Source organism: Ruegeria sp. B10 (assembly GCF_056539825.1).
The window spans coordinates 63,295-84,182 of sequence record NZ_JBQFVP010000012.1; the positions used below are offsets into that span (position 1 = coordinate 63,295).

At 58.7% G+C, this 20,888-nt stretch carries 19 protein-coding genes; 10 read left to right on the top strand and 9 right to left on the bottom strand.

What is annotated here, in order from left to right; genetic code table 11:
- Positions 1-110: 110 nt before the first annotated feature.
- A complete protein-coding gene (locus ACR0J4_RS16915; protein WP_170643430.1) occupies positions 111-1,382 on the top strand; it encodes a SpoIIE family protein phosphatase in 1,272 nt (423 codons plus the stop codon).
- Positions 1,383-1,481: 99 nt separating this feature from the next.
- On the opposite strand, the gene ACR0J4_RS16920 is transcribed toward ACR0J4_RS16915, so the two are convergent.
- Positions 1,482-1,925: an NUDIX hydrolase gene (locus tag ACR0J4_RS16920; protein ID WP_170643431.1), complete on the bottom strand. Its 444-nt coding sequence runs from the start codon at positions 1,923-1,925 to the stop codon at positions 1,482-1,484.
- Between the two features lie 76 nt (positions 1,926-2,001).
- Between ACR0J4_RS16920 and hslO the strand changes: the two genes are divergently transcribed.
- The 8 genes from hslO (at position 2,002) to ACR0J4_RS16960 (ending at position 11,232) form a co-directional block, all read left to right on the top strand.
- Positions 2,002-2,988, top strand: coding sequence for an Hsp33 family molecular chaperone HslO (gene hslO, locus ACR0J4_RS16925; RefSeq protein WP_170643432.1), 987 nt, complete (start codon positions 2,002-2,004; stop codon positions 2,986-2,988).
- Positions 2,981-3,577 (top strand): CoA pyrophosphatase, encoded by a 597-nt coding sequence (locus tag ACR0J4_RS16930; protein WP_170643433.1) that lies wholly within the window; start codon positions 2,981-2,983, stop codon positions 3,575-3,577. Before hslO ends, ACR0J4_RS16930 begins: the two co-directional genes overlap by 8 nt.
- Positions 3,574-4,728 (top strand): CCA tRNA nucleotidyltransferase, encoded by a 1,155-nt coding sequence (locus ACR0J4_RS16935; RefSeq protein ID WP_170643434.1) that lies wholly within the window; start codon positions 3,574-3,576, stop codon positions 4,726-4,728. The genes ACR0J4_RS16930 and ACR0J4_RS16935 overlap by 4 nt, the downstream gene beginning before the upstream one ends.
- Before the next feature lie 192 nt (positions 4,729-4,920).
- Positions 4,921-6,759, top strand: coding sequence for an ABC transporter ATP-binding protein (locus tag ACR0J4_RS16940; protein WP_170643435.1), 1,839 nt, complete (start codon positions 4,921-4,923; stop codon positions 6,757-6,759).
- Complete coding sequence (locus tag ACR0J4_RS16945) at positions 6,756-8,588, top strand: ABC transporter ATP-binding protein (RefSeq protein ID WP_170643436.1); 1,833 nt, start codon at positions 6,756-6,758, stop codon at positions 8,586-8,588. Before ACR0J4_RS16940 ends, ACR0J4_RS16945 begins: the two co-directional genes overlap by 4 nt.
- Before the next feature lie 38 nt (positions 8,589-8,626).
- Positions 8,627-9,856 (top strand): class I SAM-dependent RNA methyltransferase, encoded by a 1,230-nt coding sequence (locus ACR0J4_RS16950; RefSeq protein ID WP_170643437.1) that lies wholly within the window; start codon positions 8,627-8,629, stop codon positions 9,854-9,856.
- 14 nt (positions 9,857-9,870) lie between these two features.
- On the top strand, positions 9,871-10,656 hold the full coding sequence (locus tag ACR0J4_RS16955) for an ion transporter (protein WP_170550765.1): 786 nt from the start codon (positions 9,871-9,873) through the stop codon (positions 10,654-10,656).
- Positions 10,657-10,713: 57 nt separating this feature from the next.
- Positions 10,714-11,232, top strand: coding sequence for a L,D-transpeptidase family protein (locus ACR0J4_RS16960; protein WP_170643438.1), 519 nt, complete (start codon positions 10,714-10,716; stop codon positions 11,230-11,232).
- On the opposite strand, the gene ACR0J4_RS16965 is transcribed toward ACR0J4_RS16960, so the two are convergent.
- The 7 genes from ACR0J4_RS16965 to cysQ form a co-directional block, all read right to left on the bottom strand.
- The gene (locus ACR0J4_RS16965; protein WP_170643439.1) at positions 11,229-12,650 is read right to left on the bottom strand and encodes a nodulation protein NodH; all 1,422 of its coding nucleotides are present in this window, start codon (positions 12,648-12,650) and stop codon (positions 11,229-11,231) included. The genes ACR0J4_RS16960 and ACR0J4_RS16965 overlap by 4 nt on opposite strands.
- Before the next feature lie 6 nt (positions 12,651-12,656).
- Positions 12,657-14,357, bottom strand: a complete 1,701-nt coding sequence (locus tag ACR0J4_RS16970; RefSeq protein WP_170643440.1) for a DUF5927 domain-containing protein — start codon at positions 14,355-14,357, stop codon at positions 12,657-12,659.
- Entirely contained in the window at positions 14,354-15,340 is a 987-nt protein-coding gene (locus ACR0J4_RS16975) for a glycosyltransferase family 2 protein (RefSeq protein ID WP_170643441.1), read from the bottom strand. The genes ACR0J4_RS16970 and ACR0J4_RS16975 overlap by 4 nt, the downstream gene beginning before the upstream one ends.
- A gap of 160 nt (positions 15,341-15,500) precedes the next feature.
- Positions 15,501-16,553, bottom strand: coding sequence for a glycosyltransferase family 2 protein (locus tag ACR0J4_RS16980; RefSeq protein ID WP_170643442.1), 1,053 nt, complete (start codon positions 16,551-16,553; stop codon positions 15,501-15,503).
- Positions 16,554-16,560: 7 nt separating this feature from the next.
- Positions 16,561-17,544, bottom strand: a complete 984-nt coding sequence (galE, locus tag ACR0J4_RS16985; RefSeq protein WP_170643493.1) for a UDP-glucose 4-epimerase GalE — start codon at positions 17,542-17,544, stop codon at positions 16,561-16,563.
- A 69-nt stretch (positions 17,545-17,613) separates the two neighbouring features.
- Entirely contained in the window at positions 17,614-18,414 is an 801-nt protein-coding gene (locus tag ACR0J4_RS16990) for a 3-deoxy-manno-octulosonate cytidylyltransferase family protein (RefSeq protein ID WP_170643443.1), read from the bottom strand.
- On the bottom strand, positions 18,414-19,211 hold the full coding sequence (gene cysQ, locus ACR0J4_RS16995; RefSeq protein ID WP_170643444.1) for a 3'(2'),5'-bisphosphate nucleotidase CysQ: 798 nt from the start codon (positions 19,209-19,211) through the stop codon (positions 18,414-18,416). Before cysQ ends, ACR0J4_RS16990 begins: the two co-directional genes overlap by 1 nt.
- A 122-nt stretch (positions 19,212-19,333) precedes the next feature.
- On the opposite strand from cysQ, the gene ACR0J4_RS17000 reads away from it, so the two are divergent.
- Positions 19,334-20,155: an ABC-2 transporter permease gene (locus ACR0J4_RS17000; protein WP_170643445.1), complete on the top strand. Its 822-nt coding sequence runs from the start codon at positions 19,334-19,336 to the stop codon at positions 20,153-20,155.
- Here ACR0J4_RS17000 and ACR0J4_RS17005 read toward each other — a convergent pair.
- Positions 20,152-20,754 carry an alpha-ketoglutarate-dependent dioxygenase AlkB gene (locus ACR0J4_RS17005; RefSeq protein WP_170550739.1) on the bottom strand — a complete coding sequence of 201 codons (603 nt, stop codon included), beginning with the start codon at positions 20,752-20,754 and terminating at the stop codon, positions 20,152-20,154. The genes ACR0J4_RS17000 and ACR0J4_RS17005 overlap by 4 nt on opposite strands.
- Positions 20,755-20,888 lie beyond the last annotated feature (134 nt).

Consider the following 20,888-nt stretch of genomic DNA (forward strand, 5'->3'; position numbering starts at 1 on the left):
TGAGTAAATGTCAGGTTAAGCGTCGGCCCCAATTGGCCTTCACTCGATGTTAAGCCCCGGACGCGTAGGGTCGCACCATCCCGATAAAAGGAAGCGTATGGGGTTGCAGAGTGCCAGCGGCAAGTCTTGAGGAAACCAGATCCGATCTGGACTTCGGTGCAATCCGGAGGGTGCTGGTTGTGGATGACAGCCGCCTGCAACGGCGCATTTTGGTGGCCTCGCTCAAGAAATGGGGTTTTGAGGTACTTGAGGCCGACAATGGCGAGGCGGCGATAGATATCTGCACCGAAGCCGCGCCTGACCTTGTTCTCAGCGATTGGGTCATGCCGGGGATGAGCGGGCTTGAGTTCTGCCGCGCTTTCCGTGCGCTTGAGGCGGAACATTACAGCTATTTCATCCTGCTCACCTCCAAAAGCGAAAAGCAGGAGGTGGCGCGGGGTCTGGACGCAGGCGCGGATGACTTCCTGATCAAACCGCTTGAGGCGGATGAGCTGCGCGCGCGTATCTCGGCCGGGGCGCGGATTCTGGATATGCAGCGTGAGTTGTCACAGAAAAATCGCCTGATCGAATCTGCCCTGCAAGAGTTGAAACTGGCGCATGAGGCCATCGACAAGGACCTGATCCAAGCCCGCAAGATACAGGAATCGCTGGTGCCGGACCTTACGCAAGAATTCGGTAAATCGCGTGTCAGTCTGTTGTTGAAACCCTGCGGGCATATCGGGGGCGATCTGGTGGGGATGTTCTCACCCGGTCCCAACCGCCTTGGGTTCTACAGTATTGATGTGTCCGGGCACGGCATCACTTCGGCGATGATGACAGCACGGTTGGGCGGCTATCTGTCCAGCAAACATTTCGATCAGAACGTCGCCATGGAGAAGCGGTTTGATAAATTCTACGCCCTGCTTCCCCCGGAAGATGTTGCGGGAATGCTGAATTGCCGATTGCTGGCGGATGCCGGGATCGAAGAATATTTTACGATGGTCTATGCCATTGTCGATCTGCGCAACGGGCATATCAGGATGGTTCAGGCGGGGCACCCACATCCGTTGATGGTCCGACGCGATGGCACGACTGAGTTCCTGGGCGAAGGCGGGCTGCCCATCGGGTTGATCCCGGATGTGAAGTTTCAGCAGATTGAGACGAAGATGGAGCCGGGCGACCGGTTGTTGCTGCATTCAGACGGGTTCACGGAATGCGCGTTGGCTGAAGGCGGAATGCTGGATGACGACGGCTTGCGGGACATGGCGCTCGACTGTGCGGCGGGTCGCGGTGGGCCTGAGTTTTTGGACGATCTGTTCTGGCGCCTGACACAGGTGATGTCACCTGAAAGCGGTATGGGCGACGATGTCTCGGCCGTGTTCTTCGAATATAATGGGGCCTAAAGCGTTTTGGATTTTACCTGAATCATCAAGTGAAACAAATGTCCCGAAAACGCTGAAAGCGTGGCAGGGTTTCGTGTCGCAGGTTTAACCCGAAACGATCTAAAGCCCGCGAAGATGCAACGTCGCGAAATGGCGATCGCCATCGTTGCCCAGCGTTTCAACCGCATCGGCGGCGTGCATCCAGAGCGCTTCGTGGAACGGCTCGGTTGGTGGCCCCAAACGACGTACCGGACGCGCTTGATAGATCAGGCAGATCTTCTCGGCCCAAAGGTCATATTCCGGCATATAGGTGAACCGACGGAACGCGCCGACTCGACGGGGTGCAGCGATCAGCCAGCCTGTTTCCTCGAACACTTCCCGGTGCAGAGCGGTTGTAGGCGATTCGCCCGGATCAATTCCACCACCAGGCAATTGCAGATCCGGCCCCGGTTCGGTCTGGCAGGTCAGAAGAAGGTGCCCGGCGCGGGGCAGCAAAGCGTAGACTCCGACCCGCCGAGTATACTTGCGCCCGGGTTCAGGGCTTTCGCCGAACCGTCTGATCATGTATGGCCCCTTACAACCCAATCTCTGCGACCTATATGGTGCCGGTATGCCAACCCTTGGCGTGTAAGGAAACCCCATGTCTCTTGGAACAAAAATCGCGTGGGACGATACCGTCCTGCCCTTTCAACTCGATGTATCGGACATGCGCGGGCGCGTGGCCCGTCTGGATGGCGTGTTGGACGGCATCCTGAAACAGCATGACTATCCGGAAAAGGTTGAGGCCCTGGTGGCCGAGATGGCCCTGCTGACCGCGTTGATCGGCCAGACTGTCTCGCTTCGCTGGAAGTTGTCGTTGCAGGTGCAATCCAAGGGTCCGGTGCGCATGATTGCCACCGACTACTACGCGCCACAGCAAGAGGGCGAACCGGCCCGCATCCGCGCTTACGCTAGTTTCGACCGCGATCGTTTGACTGATGGCGCGCCCTTCGATCAGGTGGGCGAGGGCTATTTCGCGATCATGATCGACCAGGGCGAAGGCACGCAGCCCTATCAGGGCATCACTCCGCTGGCCGGAGGCTCGATCAGTGCTTGTGCCGAAGCCTATTTTGCGCAGTCCGAGCAGTTGCCGACCCGGTTCTCGCTGAGCTTCGGCAAATCGACTGAACCGGGTGTGGGTGAGCATTGGCGCGCAGGCGGCATCATGTTGCAACATATGCCCAAAGCCTCGCCTTTTGCGGCGTCCAGCGAAGGCACCGGAGAGATCCTGACCGCCACTGATCTGGTAGATGGCAAAGAAGGTGAGAACTGGGGCCGTGTCAATATACTGCTGGACACGGTCGAGGATCTTGAACTGATCGGCCCCTCGATTGCGCCAACCGATCTGCTGGTCCGTCTGTTCCACGAGGAAAACCCACGGGTCTATGACGCGCAGCAGGTACAGTTCGGCTGTACCTGCTCGGAAGAGCGTGTGCGCCAAAGCCTGTCGATCTATTCGGCCAAGGACATTGAAAAGATGACCACGTCTGAGGGTCAGGTTACGGCCGATTGTCAGTTCTGCGGCGCGCATTACGTGCTGGATCCTGCCACTGTGGGTTTTGACGCCGAAGACAGCAAAAGTGTCTAAGTTAGAGACGCAACTCCGGACGGCTTTGGCTCGTCCGGGCCATGGGTCCAGTGATTTTGACCTGAACCCAGACACCGTGCTGCCGCCGGGGCGAAAACTGCGCCCGGCGGGAGTGCTGGTGCCGATCACGGTCGCGGACGAGATACCGCGGCTGATCCTGACCAAACGCTCCTCGGCGTTGAAGCACCATCCCGGCCAGATCGCCTTTCCCGGCGGCAAGCAGGATGAAGGTGACGCGGATGTCACCGCCGCTGCCCTTCGCGAGGCGCGGGAAGAGGTCGGTCTGCCCAGCGATCTTCTCGAGGTTCTGGGCTTTTTGCCCAAGCATGAAACCGTGACGTCCTTCTCTGTGACTCCGGTGGTGGCGATCATCCGGCAGGGCTTCGATCCGATGCCTGAGCCCGGCGAAGTCGACGAAATTTTCTCGGTCCCTCTTGCACATGTGCTGAACCCTGCGAATTATGTGATTGAGTCGCGCCGTTGGCAGGGGACAAGACGGAAGTATTTCGCCGTGCCCTATGGCCCTTATTACATATGGGGCGCGACCGCCCGCATATTGCGCGGGCTTGCAGCACGGGTGAGTGAATGAAGCAAATCAGCGCAGCTTGGGTTTCGGACCCTGCGACACAAAAAGTATGCGCGGCCCTAACGGATGGCGGCGCGCAAGCGCTGTTTGTGGGGGGATGCGTGCGCAACGCACTTTTGGGCGCGCCGGTGTCGGACATTGATATCGCAACGGATGCGCATCCCAAAAAGGTGCTGGAGATGGCGCAGAGCGCGGGGCTCAAGGCGATCCCTACTGGGATTGATCACGGAACGATAACTGTGGTCTGCAATCACATCCCGCATGAGATCACCACCTTTCGCCGTGACGTGGAAACCGATGGCCGCCGCGCGGTCGTGGCCTTCTCGGACAAGGTGGAAGAGGATGCAGCCCGGCGCGATTTCACCATGAACGCGATCTACGCAAAGCCAAATGGCGCCGTGTTAGACCCGCTTTTGGGCCTGCCGGACCTTCAGGCGCGCCGTGTGCGGTTTATCGGGACCGCAGAAAACCGCATCCGCGAAGACTACCTGCGATCCCTGCGCTATTTTCGGTTTCATGCCTGGTACGGAGATGTCGAGGCCGGGTTCGATCCGGATGCTCTAGCCGCGATAGCAGCGAATCTGAACGGTTTGTCCACCTTGTCGCGGGAACGTGTCGGGGCCGAGCTGTTGAAGCTTTTGGGTGCGCCCGACCCGGCCCCTTCCGTTGCCGCAATGCGCAGCACAGGGGTGTTGGCGCAGCTTCTGCCGGGCGCGGATGATCGCGCCCTTGCGCCTTTGGTTGCGATCGAGCAGGCCGCAGGTGCCGAACCGGACGCAGTGCGCCGGTTGGCCGCCATTGCTACGCCCGAGGACGCGGAGACGCTGCGCCTGAGCCGCAACCAACTGCAACGTCTGACCCGGATGCGGGAGGAGGCGCAGGCCTCGACCAGTGTGGCGGAACTGGGCTATCGCTACGGCGACGAGGGCGGCTTGCACGAAACACTACTGCGATGCGCACTCCTGGAGCGCCCCTGGTCAGAGGATCTGCGGATAGCACTGCATTCAGGGGCCGCGGCGCAGTTCCCGATCAAGGCAACCGACCTGATCCCCAATTTCTCTGGCCCTGCGCTTGGCAAGAAACTGGCCGATCTTGAGGCAAGCTGGATCGCATCCGGGTTTACCCTGACGCGCGAGGATTTGCTGGCAGGGTAGCGCTAAGTCTCAAAAGGGGATGACAAATCAGAACGTTTGTGCTTACGTGCGCCTGTCACATAGATGGAGGACTGCGAATGTATTACGGGATCTGGTTCGGCTAAAGCCGGGACGCTTACCCCGTATAGGGTGGTGTTCAGGCGCCATTCTTCTTCGCATGTCTAATTTTCTGCTCAATCGGAGCACTCCTCTATGTTTCGCTATTTCGAAAACCTCGTTGACCCTTTTGGCCCCTATAAAGAAGCCGACACCCCACCAACCAAGCTGTGGCCGTTCATGCTGGACTATTCGCGGCCCTTCTATCGTGTGTTTGCCTGGGCGGCGCTGATCTCGATCATCGTTGCCGGGGTTGAGATCGGGTTGATCGCCTACATGGGTCGCGTGGTTGACCTGCTGGGCGGAACCCCGGCCGAGGTCTGGCAGAATCACGGGACTGAGCTGTTGCTTATGGCTGCGTTTGTCCTGCTGCTGCGTCCGTTGCTGCATTTGATCGACGTACTGCTGCTCAACAACACGATCCTCCCGAATTTTGGCACGCTGATCCGCTGGCGGGCGCATAAGCACGTTCTGCGTCAGTCGGTTGGCTGGTTCGAGAATGACTTTGCCGGGCGGATTGCCAACCGGATCATGCAGACCCCTCCTGCCGCGGGCGAGGTGGTGTTTCAGGTCTTTGACGCGATTTCGTTCTCGCTGGCTTATCTGATCGGCGCGGCGATTCTGCTCTATGCGGCAGACCCGCGATTGCTGATCCCGCTGCTGATCTGGTTCGCGCTTTATGCGCTGTTGGTGCGCTGGACGATCCAGCGCGTTGGCCCGGCGTCCAAGGCGGCATCCGATGCGCGCTCGACCGTGACGGGGCGTGTGGTGGACAGCTATACCAATATCCATTCGGTCAAGATGTTCGCCCATGGCCGGCAAGAGATGGACTATGCCCGCGAAGCTATCGAAGAGACGCGCCGCACCTTCCAGATCGAAATGCGGATCTTCACCATCATGGACGCGGTTCTGGTCACTCTGAACGGTCTGCTGATCGTGGGCGTCGTGGGATGGGCGATTTCTCTGTGGATGCAAGGCACAGCTTCGGTTGGTGTTGTTGCTGCGGCGACTGCCTTGACCCTGCGCCTGAACGCGATGACCGGGTGGATCATGTGGGCGCTGACCAGCTTCTTCCGCCAGCTTGGCATCGTCGCTGAGGGGATGGAGACCATCGCCCAACCCATCGACCTGCTGGATGCGCCGACGGCGAAGCCATTGCAACTGAGCGAGGGTAAGATCGAAATCAACGATCTGTCGCACCACTATGGCCGCGAGGCCGGAGGTTTGGACCACATCAACCTGACCATTCAACCGGGTGAGAAGATTGGTCTGATCGGGCGCTCCGGGGCCGGAAAATCGACCCTAGTAAAGCTTCTTTTGCGGTTTTATGACGTTGAACGAGGGGCCATTCTGATCGACGATCAGAACATAGCGCAGGTCACGCAGGACAGTTTGCGCAGCCGTATCGGCATGGTCCAGCAGGACAGCGCCTTGCTGCATCGATCAGTCCGCGACAACATCCTCTATGGCCGCCCGGACGCGACCGAGGATCAGATGATCGCCGCCGCTAAACAGGCCGAAGCGCATGAGTTCATCCTCGACCTGCAGGACCCGCAGGGCAGAACCGGGTATGACGCGCATGTGGGTGAGCGTGGCGTGAAGCTATCAGGAGGTCAGCGGCAGCGGGTGACGCTGGCGCGGGTCATTCTGAAAGACGCGCCGATTTTGCTGTTGGATGAGGCGACATCCGCCCTAGATTCCGAGGTCGAAGCGTCCATTCAGGAAACCCTTTACGGTATGATGCAAGGAAAAACCGTTATCGCCATTGCCCACAGGCTCAGCACCATCGCGCAGATGGACCGTATTTTGGTGATAGATGCGGGTCGGATCGTGGAAGAGGGCGCGCATGCCGATCTTTTGGCGCAGGGTGGCCTTTACGCGCAGTTCTGGGCGCGGCAATCTGGCGGCTTCATGAATCCGGAGGCCGCTGAATGAGGGTTGCCGACCTCATCAACCCGTTCAAAAACATCGAGACGCCCCCACCACAAACGCTGGGGGCGTTCATTCGTTGGAGTCTGTCAGGCGCCTGGCCCATGCTGTTTGTCGCGGCGGCGTTCTCGGCGATCGCTGGCGCGATGGAGGCGGCCACCGCCTGGATTCTGGGCCGGGTGATCGACGTCGCCACCTCGGGCGGGCCCGAGCGTTTTCTGGCCGCTGAGAATATCTGGATGATTGTCGGCGCGGCAGCGTTCTTCATGGTGATCCGCCCAATCCTGTTCGGCCTGTCCTCGGTGTCGAACAACTACATCGTCATGCCGAACATCCCGCCCTTGGTTCTGGCCAAGCTGAACCGTTGGACACTGGGTCAGTCAGTCACCTATTTCGACGACGATTTTGCCGGTCGGATTGCGCAGAAACAGATGCAAACCTCGAACGCGATGGCCTCGGTCGTGTCGGAAACGATCAGTGCGATTGTCTTCGCTTTGGCGTCTCTTGTTGGATCTTTGCTTTTGTTAGGGTCTATTCACCCGTTGGTGATGCTGCCCTTTGCGGGTTGGCTGGTGGTCTATTTCATGCTGGTCCGCTGGTATCTGCCCCGCATTCGCAAACGCTCGGCCGCGCGGGCGGGCGCACGGGCGATGGTGTCGGGGCAGGTGGTGGATACGATCACCAATATCAAAACCGTCAAGCTGTTCGCCCACTCCGCTTATGAAGATCAGACAGCGCGAAACGCGATGGTCGACCTGCGCGAAAGGTCTCTGGATTTCGGCAAACTCTCTGCCGCGTTCCGGTTCATCCTCATGGTTCTGGCAGGGGTCCTGCCAGTGATGTTACTTGGTGCAACGCTATGGCTTTGGCAACTGGGCATGGCAACGGCCGGGGATATCGTGGCGTCAGGTGCGGTTGCGATCCGCATTTCCCAGATGACGGGCTGGGTCAGCTTTACGCTGATGGGTCTCTACGCCAATGTTGGCGAGATCGAAAACGGCATGAAAACGCTGGCCAAGCGGGATCGGGTTGAGGATGCCGCAGCAGCCAAGGACTTGGTTGTGTCTCTGGGCAACATCGCTTTTGAGGCGGTCAGCTTTGCCTATGGTCGGGATATTGGCGGGGTTTCTGATCTGAACCTGACGATCGCACCGGGCGAAAAGCTGGGCATCGTTGGGGCGTCAGGTGCGGGCAAATCCACCCTCGTTTCGCTGTTGTTGCGGCTCTATGACGGGGAAAAAGGCGCGATTTCGATTGACGGGCAGGATGTGTCGCAAGTAACCCAAGACAGCCTGCGCCGTCAGATCGGGATGGTCACGCAGGAAACCGCCATGTTCAACCGTTCAGCGCGCGAGAACATTCTGTATGGCCGCCCCGATGCGTCCGAGGCCGAGATGATCGAGGCCGCCGAGAAAGCTGAAGCGCATGAGTTCATCCTGAGCCTCGAAGACGCGCAGGGCCGGAAAGGCTACGACGCGCATCTGGGTGAGCGGGGCGTGAAACTCAGCGGCGGACAACGGCAGCGGATCGCTCTGGCCCGTGCCATTCTGAAGGACGCGCCTATCCTTGTATTGGATGAGGCGACTTCAGCGCTCGACTCCGAGGTCGAGGCCTCGATCCAGACTGCGCTGCATCGGGTGATGGAGGGTAAAACCGTGCTTGCCATCGCGCATCGCCTGTCGACCCTCAGCGAGATGGACCGGATTGTCGTGCTGGATCAGGGGCGGATCGTTGAGGCCGGCACGCATGAGGCGCTTTTGGATCAGGGCGGGCTGTATGCGCGGTTTTGGCATCGCCAGTCGGGTGGTTTCATTCAGGCCGAGGCCGCAGAATAAGGGTTTTGTTGCAGGCAAAGCCCGGCTATCAGGCCCCCATGACGCAGCAATTCACCATCAACCGCCTTGGTCATCAGGGTGACGGCATCGCAGACGGCCCTGTCTATATTCCCCGGACTTTGCCGGGCGAAGTGGTCAGCGGAACTTTGGTCGGCCAGCTACTGGAAGACATGCGGGTGGAAACCCCTTCAGATCAACGGGTTAAAGCCCCGTGCCGCCACTACAAAGCCTGCGGAGGCTGCCAGTTGCAGCACGCCTCGGACGCGTTTGTGGCGGATTGGAAGGTGGAAATCGTGCGCACAGCACTGTCAGCACAGGGCCTTGAGGCCCCGATGCGGCCGATCCACACTTCGCCCGAGCGGTCTCGTCGGCGGGCAACGATTGCCGTGCGGCGGACGAAGAAAGGCACGCTGGCCGGATTTCACGGTCGCGCGTCCGATACGATCACCGAAATCCCAGATTGCCATCTCCTGGACCCGGCCCTGATCGCCGCGATCCCGGTCGCCGAGGCGCTGGCGCTGCTGGGTGGCAGCCGCAAAGGTGTACTGGCGGTTACGCTGACCCTGTCCGAGGGCGGTCTGGATATCGCGGTGTCAGGCGGCAAGCCCTTGGACGGCCCGCTGGAGCTTGCCTTGGCACAAGCGACCGAGAAACACGGGTTGGCGCGCCTCAGCTGGGATGGTGAGGTGATCGCGATGCGGCAACCGCCTGTCCAGCGTTTTGGAACCGCCGGGGTCATCCCGCCACCGGGGGCCTTTCTGCAGGCGACAAAGGACGGAGAACAGGCTCTAACACAGGCTGTTTTGGAAGCCACGCAAGGTGCAAAGCGGATTGTGGACTTGTTTGCTGGCAGTGGAACCTTCTCTCTACCGCTCGCGCACGAAGCTGAGGTTCACGCGGTCGAAGGTGAATCCGCTATGACGCAGGCACTTGATCAGGGATGGCGCAAGGCGACGGGGCTGAAACGCGTCACATGTGAGGCCCGTGATCTGTTCTGGCGCCCGCTGATGCCGGATGAGTTCAAGGACTTCGATGCCGTGGTCCTTGACCCGCCGCGTGCAGGGGCCGAAGCGCAGGTGGCGGAACTGGCGCAGGCGCAGCCGTCGGTGATCGCCTATGTCTCGTGCAATCCGATAACCTTTGCGCGGGATGCAAAAACGCTGGTTGACGCAGGCTACACCCTTGAATGGGTGCAGGTCGTTGACCAATTTCGGTGGTCATCCCATACGGAACTGGCCGCGCGGTTTGTGCTGAACCCCGCACGTTAAGGAGACAGCAACCCATGGCGTTCAAACAGCGCTTGCAGAGCATCATCGAAGCCCCCCTCTTCGGGCAGTTCATCACGGCTGTGATCATTTTCAACGCAATTCTGCTGGGGATGGAGACCTCACCCACGCTGATGGATGCGGCGGGGCCACTGATCGTCATTCTCGATAAGCTATGCCTTGCGGTTTTCGTGGTCGAGATCGCGATGAAGCTCATCGTCTCTGGTCGCAACTTCTTCAAGAGTGGTTGGAATCTATTCGATTTCACGATCGTCGGCATCGCTCTGGTCCCAAGCGCGGGCGGTTTGTCGGTGCTGCGGGCCCTGCGAATCCTGCGGGTCTTGCGCGTGATCTCGGTTGCACCGCGCCTGCGCCGCGTGGTCGAGGGCTTTATCTCGGCCCTTCCGGGCATGGCCAGCGTGTTCCTGCTGATGGCGATCCTGTTTTATATTGGCGCGGTGATATCGACCAAGCTGTTCTCTTATTCCTTCCCGGCTTGGTTTGGGGATCTGGGCCTGTCAGCCTATACGCTGTTCCAGATCATGACGCTGGAAAGCTGGTCCATGGGCATCGTGCGCCCGGTGATGGAGGTTTACCCCTACGCCTGGCTGTTCTTTGTGCCTTTCATCATGGTCACCACCTTCGCGGTTGTGAACTTGCTGGTCGGTCTGATCGTGAATTCGATGCAGGATGCGCACCACGCCGAGGACGAAGTGAAGACCGATGCCTACCGAGATGAGGTGCTAGAGCGGTTGGAAGCAATAGAACGCCGTCTAATTGAGCAATCAAACATCAAAAAGTGATTTCAGTTTTTTCAGTTTTTGGCATAATACCCAAAAAAAAGCAGCAGGCAGTGAATCATGGATCGTCGAGCATTTGGATTGGGTGCAATGGCAACGCTGAGCCTTTCGGCTTGTGCCTCAGCCGGCCCCAGATTTCTGACATATGATGGACCCGAGGTGACCTCGCTGGTCGTCAACAAGAGCGCGCGCAAGATGTACCTTTTGCATCATGAGCATGTTTTGCGGGAATATGATGTTGATCTGGGCTTTGCGCCCAATGGCACCAAAACCAAGCGTGGTGATGGTCGGACCCCCGAGGGGAGCTATCTGATCGACCGACGCAACCCGAGAAGCCGCTATCATCTGTCTTTGGGCATTTCCTATCCCAACTCACAGGATGTAGCTCAGGCCAAGGCGGCGGGCGTTGATCCGGGTGGTGATATCTTTATCCACGGTCAGCCCAATCTGCGCTCTGAGTTGAAGCGCGCCAAGAAGACCCCGGACTGGACCGCCGGATGCATCGCCGTCAAGAATAACGAGATCGAAGAGATCTATGCGATGGTCAATCAAGGTACGCTGATCACCTTGCGCCCCTAACGCCAGGCATCAAACCCGAATTTCACATAGTCGCGCTGGTAGGCTTTTGCTGCCAGCGCCTCGAGTTGTGAGTCGTAGATCTTTTCCAATCCGTACGGCGTATCCGCGGTGCGACTTTCTGGCGTAGGCGGGTTTGTATGCCCCATACTTATGGCGAGATCGGGCAGAGCAGTCTGCAGGTCATCCTCTCGTAGGATCAGATCGGGCAGGGCGATGGGCGTCATGGCCTCAATCACCTTTGACTGGCTGCACCACATCGCATCGACCCGGATCGGGGTTTGGCCCTTTAAATTGTGATGCAGAAAGGTCAGGAAAGCCGCAAACGCCGCATGGTGCTGATCCTTCGAGTAGTTCTTTTCACGCAACTGTCCGGGGATCGGCAGTTTGAACCGATTGCGCAGCATGTGGCGGATATCGGCATAGTCGTCATGGTCCTTGGCCAGAACATAGTCGCAAAACGCAGTATGTGCGCGGGCGATCGGATGTTGCAGAACGGTGAATTTGCGGTGCCCGGGGTGGGTTTGCATCCAGCTTGCGACCGCGTCGGGGATGTCGTGCAATGCGCCCTTGTCGCACCCATCCAACCGGGTCAGCCACTGGGTAACAACAGGCTCTAACCCGCCAGGAACAGGTAAAAATACCAGTGGTGTTGTTGGGGCCGCGATGAGCTTTTGCAGCTTTGGCGCGCGTCGTGGTTCCAGATCTGGCGTGCGGTGCAGGGCGAAACGGTCCATCCCTGACACTGCACGCGCCATCTCGTCCGGGTTGGTCACTTTGGTCACGGCGGCTGACGGGTTCTGCGGCTTGAGCGTATCGTCCAGCGCATCCAACCGCCCATCGACTCCCAGCCACTTGGCGAGACCGTTCAAAACCTCAAGATCGCTCAGGTCATCATAGTTGATGTAAAAGGCGGTCTGGCCCGATCTTTGCAGGTGGTTAAGCAGAGACGTCTGGAAAGAGGCGAGGGTGTCGACGTAGTCCGAGAACTCAGCCGCGTCGAATGCGACTGTTTCCTCCAAACGACGCTTGATGTTCTTCAACTGCCATTGCTTGGTTTTTCGGACGATCTTCAGCGACAGATAGCTGTCCAGCGGATTGCGACTGAGGATGATCTTGGCGCAGAGCGGGTCGTTCAGGACCTCAGGCAGGACGCGCGGGTCGTGTTCCTGAAAATACCGAAACCCGTGCAACCCGTCCGGGGCTGCGCGTATGGCTGACAGAAGCCTGCCCGGATCTTTGTCCCTTTCGTCTAGTGTTAGACCCAGAATTTGGTCGGATTTCACCCGACCGATGAAATGCGGATTGAAGGCCTCGCCATGGCAGGTGAGGCCGTCGATCCGGTTCAGGTTGGCCTCTAGCAGGTTTGATCCGGTGCGCATCGCACCCAGGATCACGAACGATTCAAAGAGACTGGCCATCGGGGATCACTGCACCAGATAAGGTTTGCGGAAAGGCTTGGTGCGGGTTCCAAACACATCATCGACGGGGAAATCGCCCATCAGTTGCGGATGCATGCCCTGGTTTTTGAGGTTCTGAAGGAACTGCCCAAAGCCCGCCAGATCGACCATCAGCGGGGCCTCGGTCAGGTGGCGGGCCGTCTGCGGTGCGATCTCGTCCAGAATGGTTTGCAGAGGCTCCATCGGAGCCTCAATGAAATCTGCCAGTGTCCAGCTCCGTACACGCGCTTTTGTCCAAACCGAGCTCAGCACTTCAAGCTGTTTGCTCTCGATCTGTTGCAAACGGGCGGCTTCGCAACGGATATCGGCGAAGTTCATGTTTGACCGGAACAGCGGGATTGCCCACGCCCCGGTAATCACCGAGATCTGCGCGTTCTTGTCCCGCGCCAGAAACCAGTTGATGTCCTGCGTGTCTCGCGGGCCGAACTGGAAACACTGGCGCTGACCGCGTGTGTTCCAGATCAGGTTCGACAGGAACGCCTTGGGGTTATAGTCGCGCAACGTGGCACTGTCGCTGAGTGCGCCATTGGTGACCGTCTCACCCTGCGCGAATTCGGCGCGGTTCGGGGCAAAGAGGTGCCCGTGAACCCGCGTGTTGGTCGCTGTTTCCAGCCAGGTTTCGAACTCTTCAAACAGGTCCGAGAAGCCCTGAAACACCGAATAACCCGCAGCTGTCAGACCGTTCTCGCTGCCGTGGCGGGGAAAGCGGCTTTGCATATAGAGGCCATCGCGCCCATGAGTGCGCCGCTCGACCGCTTTAGAAAAGACACGGTCGATCTTGCCCGGGTTAGGCTCGGCCGGCCGCATCGCGCTGGACTGGTCGGTCAGGAAAGAGTGATAAAGTCTCTCGGCACGGGGCCAGATTTTACGGGCAACAAAGCAGTCCGACCGGCGCAGCAGTTGCAGATGATCATCGTAAAAGATGTGAGGCCGCCCCTGATAGTCGAATTTCGACAGGGTCAGGGACCGGCTTTCGATATGCGTGGAATAGAGCCGCGCAAGGGTCTGAAAATAGCTTTCATCCGGTATCCAGACATGGCGGAAATAGCGGTCATAGACCTTACGCCTGGGGTCCTGCAAAATGGCCGAGAGGGTCTGCCGCGTCAGGCACCACCATTGGCTGCCCATATGCGGAGTCAAACCGTCCGGGATGCGGCGGCGCATGCCGGTCGCCCGTTGCAGTTTCACATAGGCGTCAAACAGTTTGCGCTGATTGCGCCAGGAAAACGGGAACCGCAGGGTAAAGCGTTCGTGGTCCAGCCCTCCGATTGTCCAACTGACATCAGCGGTTGTGGCGCTTTCGATGAAATCGACGCGGGGACGGTCGGACAGGTAGTCGATCAGCTCTCGCACCGGGCGCAGAGGCAGACACGCGCCGGACGACAGGAAGACATGCCGCACATCCGGGTAGGACTCCAGCATCTGCTCGGATGCGGATTGAGACGCCGCAACGATACCCCAACGGCCCCAATCGCACGTATGACGATCCGAGAAACTGATCAGGGGATTGTCCGCGCAGGAGGCGACAAAGTTGGAATACGTCTTTTCGGCGACCTTGCTGTCCACATGGATCACAACCGGGCAGCCCGCAGCAGTCCAGTGGCGGGCGACCTGCTCGGCCCGGTCCAGAGCCGTGTGAACCAGCATGACGACACCCAGCGAACTCATGCCCAGTTGCCTTTCGACATGAGGCCCAGAATCTCAAGCTGTCGCCAGTTGATATATTGTTCGGACCAACCGCAGCTGAAAATGGGCTGCTCCTCCAGCTGTTTGGCGTAGGCCTTGTACTCACCGGATCCGCGATAGTGCTGCCTGCGCTGCATCTCTTCGCGCGCCTTGTCGCCCAGTGTGTTGATCAGCTTGGCATGCAGCAGCGCGCCACTGGTCTTTTCCCCACCCCATTCGTCATACACTTGGTTCAAACCCCTCGGCAGCAGTGAATGGGTCGAGCTGATGTAGACATAGCGCCGATCCCACTTCACCAAGGGTATCTTGTTCAGCGCCGGGGCCTTCCATGGGTTGTCCTGAAAGAAAACACGGGCCCTTGGGCCACCCTGAATCCAAAGGTTCTTGTATTCGGGGTTCTTGGAAATCATGTAATTCCCGGCATCGAACCAACGCGCGATTTCAAACGGATCCTGACCCTCGTGATAGGGTTCGTCGTCTACTGGACCCTCGGGATACATGTCGATCAGCATGGTGCCGAAACTTCGCACCGCACAGCTGTCCAGCCAATCCGTCAGCGCGCTGATCGGGCGAGTGTCGCAGTACGGATAGATGAAGAACTCATCAGGATCGACGGTCAGAACCCAATGGCCATGCGCGTATTTGCGCAGCAGATAGTTGGACCAGTCCAACCCGAACCCCGCCTTTTTGTAGCTGGTTTTCGTCTGCCAGACCGAGACATCGGGCTGCGCGCGCAGAAACTCGAGACTGCCGTCGTCGCTGTCATTGTCGACAACCAGAAAATGGTTCACGCCCAGCTTGCGGTAGTAGTCCAGAAAGAAGTGCAGGCGGATCTTCTCGTTGCGAACAACGCTCATCAGTAACACATCGTCCGGGCGGATGGCGGCGGTATTGGTGCTGATGGGCTTCAGCTCACGCCGTCTTTTGACGCAGCGCACGATACGGCGCTTGCGCCGCAACCTCATGCGATAAGACTCCAAAAGGCCCACGCGACTGCCCAACCCTTGTTATTGACGCGAGCTTCCCCGGATTGCTTGCTGAGTGTCCAACACCCGGGTTTTGCTGACTATGCCATTTTTTCATCTTGAGAGGCAATGCATTTACAACAGGTTAGTGATATGTGTCTCAGTCCTGCTGATCCGACCAGCCCCCTGCATTCATCAGCCCCAGCTGCTGTAGTTTTGGCCAGCCAGTATATGCCTCGGACTGGTCGGTCCACATATCCGGCTGCGCGATGATCCCATCATAGTATGTCTGGAATTGGTCGGGATCATGAAAATGCTGGCGGCGCTGTTTCTCGATTTGCGACTTTGTGGTGATCTCGGGCAGGAACTTCGTGTGCAAAAGCACGCCCGACGGCGCGGCTCCGTTCGGCCCATCATAAAGCGCATTCAGGCAACGCGGCAGCGCGGAATGGGTCGAGTTTACATAAGCATAGCGCCGAGACCACTTGACCAGAGGGATCTTGTTCAAAGTCGGTGAGCGCTGGCGTATATTGGCGAAAAACACCCGCTCGCGCGCGCCGCCCTGGACCCATAGATTGCCCATCGGGGTTTGCCGCTGCGCGCGATAGGGGCTGGCGTCGAAGCAGTTCAGGGTTTTGGTCGGATCACTTTCCGGGTCATGGGTTTGCGACCCCAGCGGGCCTTTCGGGTAGAGATCCAGCATCAAAGCACCGAACCCGACGCGGCCTTGCTCTTCCAGCCAGCGGGTCAGGTCCTGCAAAACTCGGGTATCGTGATGCGCGTAGATCAGCAGCTCATCCGCGTCGACAGTCAGGCACCAGTGACCGTGGCCATACTGGATTTGCAGAGAGGTCAGCCAATCCAGCCCAAAGCGTGCGGCGCGGTAGCTGGCCTGCGTGTGCCAGAGCGATACGTCAGATTGCTGCGCCAGAAACTCGGTCGATCCGTCGTCGCTGCCATTGTCCACGATCAGAAAATGGTCGACGCCCAAGGCGCGGTAGTGCCGGAAAAACCACGGTAGACGTTCCAACTCGTTGCGCAGGGTGACGAAGGCCAGAATATCTCCGCGCTGGATATCCAAGGTTCTGTTCTGCAAACAGGCCAACTGGTGCCGGCTGCGCCAGGATTGCCACAGCAGCCTGCGCCGTTTCCAGCGCAGCCGGTATTTCTGGGCCGGGCTGATGCGAGGAAGTTGGGCGCTGACGGGGGTCAACGGCGGCTCATTTCTCGTAGGCGCCGGTTTGATGCCAGCGCCACGCGTCAGTGATCATCGTCTCTAACGTTGAGCGTTTTGGCTTCCATCCCAGCTCATCTTCGGCGCGGAGTGAGCCTGACACCAGTTTGGTACAATCCCCTGCGCGGCGCGGTCCGACGGTGTAGGGAACGGCGCGATTGGTGACGGTTTTGGACTGCTCGATAACCTCAAGAACCGAGAACCCCGACCCGGTGCCCAGATTGAACACACGGCTGTCTTTACCCTGCCGCAGCCAGTTCAGGCCCAGAACATGCGCATCAACCAGATCGCAGACATGCACATAGTCGCGGATGCAGGTACCGTCCGGCGTGTCGTAGTCGGTGCCAAACACAGTCAGGCCATCCCGCTTGCCATCAATCGCATCCAGCATCAGCGGGATCAGATGGGTCTCAGGCCGGTGGAACTCTCCAACCTGGCCTTCGGGATCGGCACCGGCCACGTTGAAATAGCGGAAGATCACATGGCGCAGGCCATGAGCGGCCTCGAAATCCCGCAAGATATCCTCAATCGCCCGTTTCGAGGCGCCATAAGCGTTTATCGGGTGCTGAGGTGTGCTCTCGTCCAGCACAACATTGTCCTGATCGCCATAGGTCGCGCAGGTTGAGGAAAATACGAAATCCAGACAGCCTGCGGCCACTGCAGCTTCGATCAGAGTCAGCGAGCCAGTCACATTGTTCGACCAATAACGCGAGGGCTCTTTCATGGCCTCGCCAACCTGGCTGAGCGCGGCGAAATGCATCACGGCCTGAGGCTGATACTTGGCAAAAACCTCGTCCAGCCGCGCGCGGTCAAGCAGGTCGCCCTGTTCAAACGGGCCAAACTTGACCGCATCCTGCCAGCCGGTGACTAGGTTGTCGTAGGTCACCGGTACAAAGCCCGCTTGCGCCAACGCCTTGCAAGCGTGAGAGCCGATGTAGCCTGCGCCACCCGTGACAAGGATCGTTTTCATATCAGGTCCATTGGTCATATTTGGGCGCTTCTACGCCAGATTCGCAGGTTTGGTCAGGGGGAAAAGGGATCACTCCAGCCCCATATCCGCCATCATCGCTTCGATCTTGGGCACGTCCTGAGGGTTGTTCAGCTCCCAGAACTGGCGACCTTTGGCTTCGACCTCGACGCATAGAACCTTGCGGCCGTTTTCCATGAAGCGCAGCTGTTCCAGACCTTCCAACTGCTCCAGCGGGCCGGTAGGCCAGCTGGGGTAGGCGGACAACGCATCTGGGCGGTAGGCGTATACACCTACATGGTGAAACACCGGGGTTGGATCCGTTCCTGCATAGCTGTCAGACGTGAAGGGCACCACTTCTTTCGAGAAATACATCGCGCTGTTATCGCTTGCAAAAACGGCAGTCGTGCCGCCGACGCGCCCGTGTTTGCGATCATTGAGCAAGCTGTTCAGCGCATCCCCGTCGCAACGCAGAACGGGCGTCGCGACACCGGCCTCGGGCGCGTCGCGCAGGCCGGAGATCAGGTCCTCGACAAACCAATGCGGTGTCAGCGGCGCGTCGCCTTGCAAGTTTACGATGATCTCGTAGCCACCACTCAAAACCTCATGTGCCTCGGCACAGCGTTCGGTGCCGTTCTGGCAGGTTTCCGAGGTCATCACGACCTCGGCCCCGAACCCCTCGGCGGCGTCCCGGATGCGGTCGTCATCTGTGGCGACAACGACCTTGTCCACGCCTGACACAGACTTGGCCGCTCGCCATGAGCGCTCGATCAGTGTCATGGCTTTGCCCGTTGCGCCAGTCAGCGGCACCAAAGGCTTGCCCGGATAGCGGGATGAGGCGTAGCGGGCGGGAATGGCGATCAGAACGGACATCAGGCTTCCTTCAACTCAACACCCGGAGCGTAGGCGATGAAGAACGGGTTTGCATAGCCGTCCTTGCCATAGGTCAACGGTGTGTGGTCGTCGAACCGGACCACCTGACCACCAGCCCCTGCCAGTACAGCGTGCCCGGCGGCGGTGTCCCACTCCATCGTGCGTCCGACCCGTGGGTAGAGATCCGCCTCACCCGTTGCGACCAGACAGAACTTGAGGGACGAGCCCGCGCTCTTGCTGTCCTGCACCTGATATTTGTTGATGTAATCCTCGGTTGCCTGATCCCGGTGCGATTTGGAGGCGACGATCAAAAGGGCGGAATTGTCCGGATTAGAGACTGAAATCGGCGCGATCTCACCGGCGTGGGCCTTGTCCAATGCGCCTGTTTCCTCGACCGATTGCCCATCGGCTTGGGTGTAGAACATGCGACCGCGCGCAGGGGCATAGACGACGCCGCGCGTGGGGGTACCGTTTTCGACCAGAGCGATATTGACCGTGAAATCCCCGCGCCGATTGATGAACTCCTTGGTGCCATCCAGCGGATCAACGATAAGGAATGTCTCGCCCTTCTCGGAATGCGAGGCGGCCTGTTCTTCTGTCACCAGCAGGATGTCGGGGAAGGCCGCGCGCAGTCCTTCTGAGATCAACGCATCGGCGGCCTCATCGGCCTCGGTCACGGGGCTTTCGTCGGACTTGACCTTCACATCGAAGGTGTCCGAGTTGTAGATCTCCATGATCTTGTCACCGGCTTCCAGTGCCAGACGTCGGATGACGGGGATAAGGGCGTCGTAGGTCACAAAAAAGCTCCGATTTGGTGGTTTGTTGATCGAATGTGGTGACGGACTTATGATGTGCTGGTTACCGAACGGCAAGGTATTCGTGAAAGACTGAGGTCAACAGAGCAGGAAAGACCCGACACGTGTTCTATTTCAGGAATAACAAGACCCTGCTGGGTGGTGCCTTCACCACGGCGGAGCTGATCTTTCATGCGGTTGTGCGTGACATCCGGACCCAACACGCAAACGCGGTGGTCGCGATTATCCGAAGTGTTGTTCAAGTCCTTGCGATGGTTCTCGTGTTCTACCTGATCATGTCCTTTATGGGCACACGGGTGGCCAAGGTGCGAGGCGACATTGTTTTGTACCTCTTGTCGGGTGTGTTCCTGTTCATGTTGCACATCAAATCGGTAAAAAAGGTCGCGGGTGTCGGGGCGGGTAACAACCCAATGATGCTGCATTCACCTATGAATATGGTGATCACGATTTTGGCCACGGCTTTTGGGACGCTCTACACCATGATGGTGACGATGTTTGTCATCCTGTTCATCTACCATGCCGCGGTAAATCCATTGGTAATCGAACAGCCCGGGCCTGCCTTTGCTATGGTCCTTTTGTCATGGTTCACCGGATGTGCGGTGGGGCTGGTTTTGATGGCGCTGCGGCCTTGGTTTCCAATGACGGCAGGCATTCTGACCACGGTGTACCGACGGTTGCAAATGATCTTCTCGGGCAAGATGTTTCTGGCCAATGCACTGGGCGGATACATGTTGATGTTGTTCGCTTGGAACCCGCTTTTTCATTTGATTGACCAGTGTCGCGGTTATGTTTTCCGCAATTATTACCCGCGCAACACAAGCTGGGAATATGCGGTCTGGGTTGGCGTCGCGTTGGTGATGATCGGTCTGTTGGGCGTCTTCTTTACCAAAAAACACGTCTCACAAAGCTGGAGTGCGCGCCGCTAGAGCGCAACGCGCAGGGTTAGGTTGATCCGCCCGCCCTTGGGCAGCAGTTTGGATGATTTGAACCGGATGCGATCTACGCCATGATAGGTCAATCGCGCTGGGCCGCCCATGATCACCACATCGCCCGAGTTCAGCCAGATGGATTCCGTTTTGCCTCCGCGTGTTGTGTTGCCGATGCGGAACAGCGCATCATCGCCGAGCGAGACCGACAACACAGGCCACGAGAAATCGGCCTCATCTTTGTCCTGATGCAGGCCCATCTTCGCGTCTTCGCCATAATAGTTGATCAGGCAGCAATCCGGTGCGCGCTCTGGGCCCACCAGATCTTGCCAGATCGCAAGGACAAGTTCGGGGATCTTGGGCCAGTTCATGCCCCCGGGATGCTGGCCCTGATAGCGGTAGCCCGCCTTGTCCGTCACCCAACCCAAATCCCCGGCAGAGGTCATGCGCACCGACATCTCTTTGCCCGATGGTGTCACGGGGCGGAACAGGGGCGCAGATTTCAGAATCGGGCGCAGCGCATCGATCAGCCGGCTTTGGGCGGCACTGTTCAGATAGCCCTTCCTGATCTCGAATCCCCGTAAAAGCAGCCTAGCCATGCCGGATTCCCCATTCCTTACCTAATCCTTGCCAAAAAAGGCCGCAGATTCCCGAAAACCTGCAATTCAGAATGCTTGCAGGCCTCTGGTCCGGCCCTTATATACGCCGAGACGCGCGATGGTGTAGTGCTGTC

Excerpts from the sequence above, each read along its gene's own strand:
- ACR0J4_RS16920 (WP_170643431.1), bottom strand. The coding sequence starts at position 1,925 with ATGATCAGACGGTTCGGCGAAAGCCCTGAACCCGGGCGCAAGTATACT.
- hslO (WP_170643432.1), top strand. The coding sequence starts at position 2,002 with ATGTCTCTTGGAACAAAAATCGCGTGGGACGATACCGTCCTGCCCTTT.
- ACR0J4_RS16935 (WP_170643434.1), top strand. The coding sequence starts at position 3,574 with ATGAAGCAAATCAGCGCAGCTTGGGTTTCGGACCCTGCGACACAAAAA.
- ACR0J4_RS16940 (WP_170643435.1), top strand. The coding sequence starts at position 4,921 with ATGTTTCGCTATTTCGAAAACCTCGTTGACCCTTTTGGCCCCTATAAA.
- ACR0J4_RS16945 (WP_170643436.1), top strand. The coding sequence starts at position 6,756 with ATGAGGGTTGCCGACCTCATCAACCCGTTCAAAAACATCGAGACGCCC.
- ACR0J4_RS16950 (WP_170643437.1), top strand. The coding sequence starts at position 8,627 with ATGACGCAGCAATTCACCATCAACCGCCTTGGTCATCAGGGTGACGGC.
- ACR0J4_RS16955 (WP_170550765.1), top strand. The coding sequence starts at position 9,871 with ATGGCGTTCAAACAGCGCTTGCAGAGCATCATCGAAGCCCCCCTCTTC.
- ACR0J4_RS16960 (WP_170643438.1), top strand. The coding sequence starts at position 10,714 with ATGGATCGTCGAGCATTTGGATTGGGTGCAATGGCAACGCTGAGCCTT.
- ACR0J4_RS16965 (WP_170643439.1), bottom strand. The coding sequence starts at position 12,650 with ATGGCCAGTCTCTTTGAATCGTTCGTGATCCTGGGTGCGATGCGCACC.
- ACR0J4_RS16970 (WP_170643440.1), bottom strand. The coding sequence starts at position 14,357 with ATGAGTTCGCTGGGTGTCGTCATGCTGGTTCACACGGCTCTGGACCGG.
- ACR0J4_RS16975 (WP_170643441.1), bottom strand. The coding sequence starts at position 15,340 with ATGAGGTTGCGGCGCAAGCGCCGTATCGTGCGCTGCGTCAAAAGACGG.
- galE (WP_170643493.1), bottom strand. The coding sequence starts at position 17,544 with ATGAAAACGATCCTTGTCACGGGTGGCGCAGGCTACATCGGCTCTCAC.
- ACR0J4_RS16990 (WP_170643443.1), bottom strand. The coding sequence starts at position 18,414 with ATGTCCGTTCTGATCGCCATTCCCGCCCGCTACGCCTCATCCCGCTAT.
- ACR0J4_RS17005 (WP_170550739.1), bottom strand. The coding sequence starts at position 20,754 with ATGGCTAGGCTGCTTTTACGGGGATTCGAGATCAGGAAGGGCTATCTG.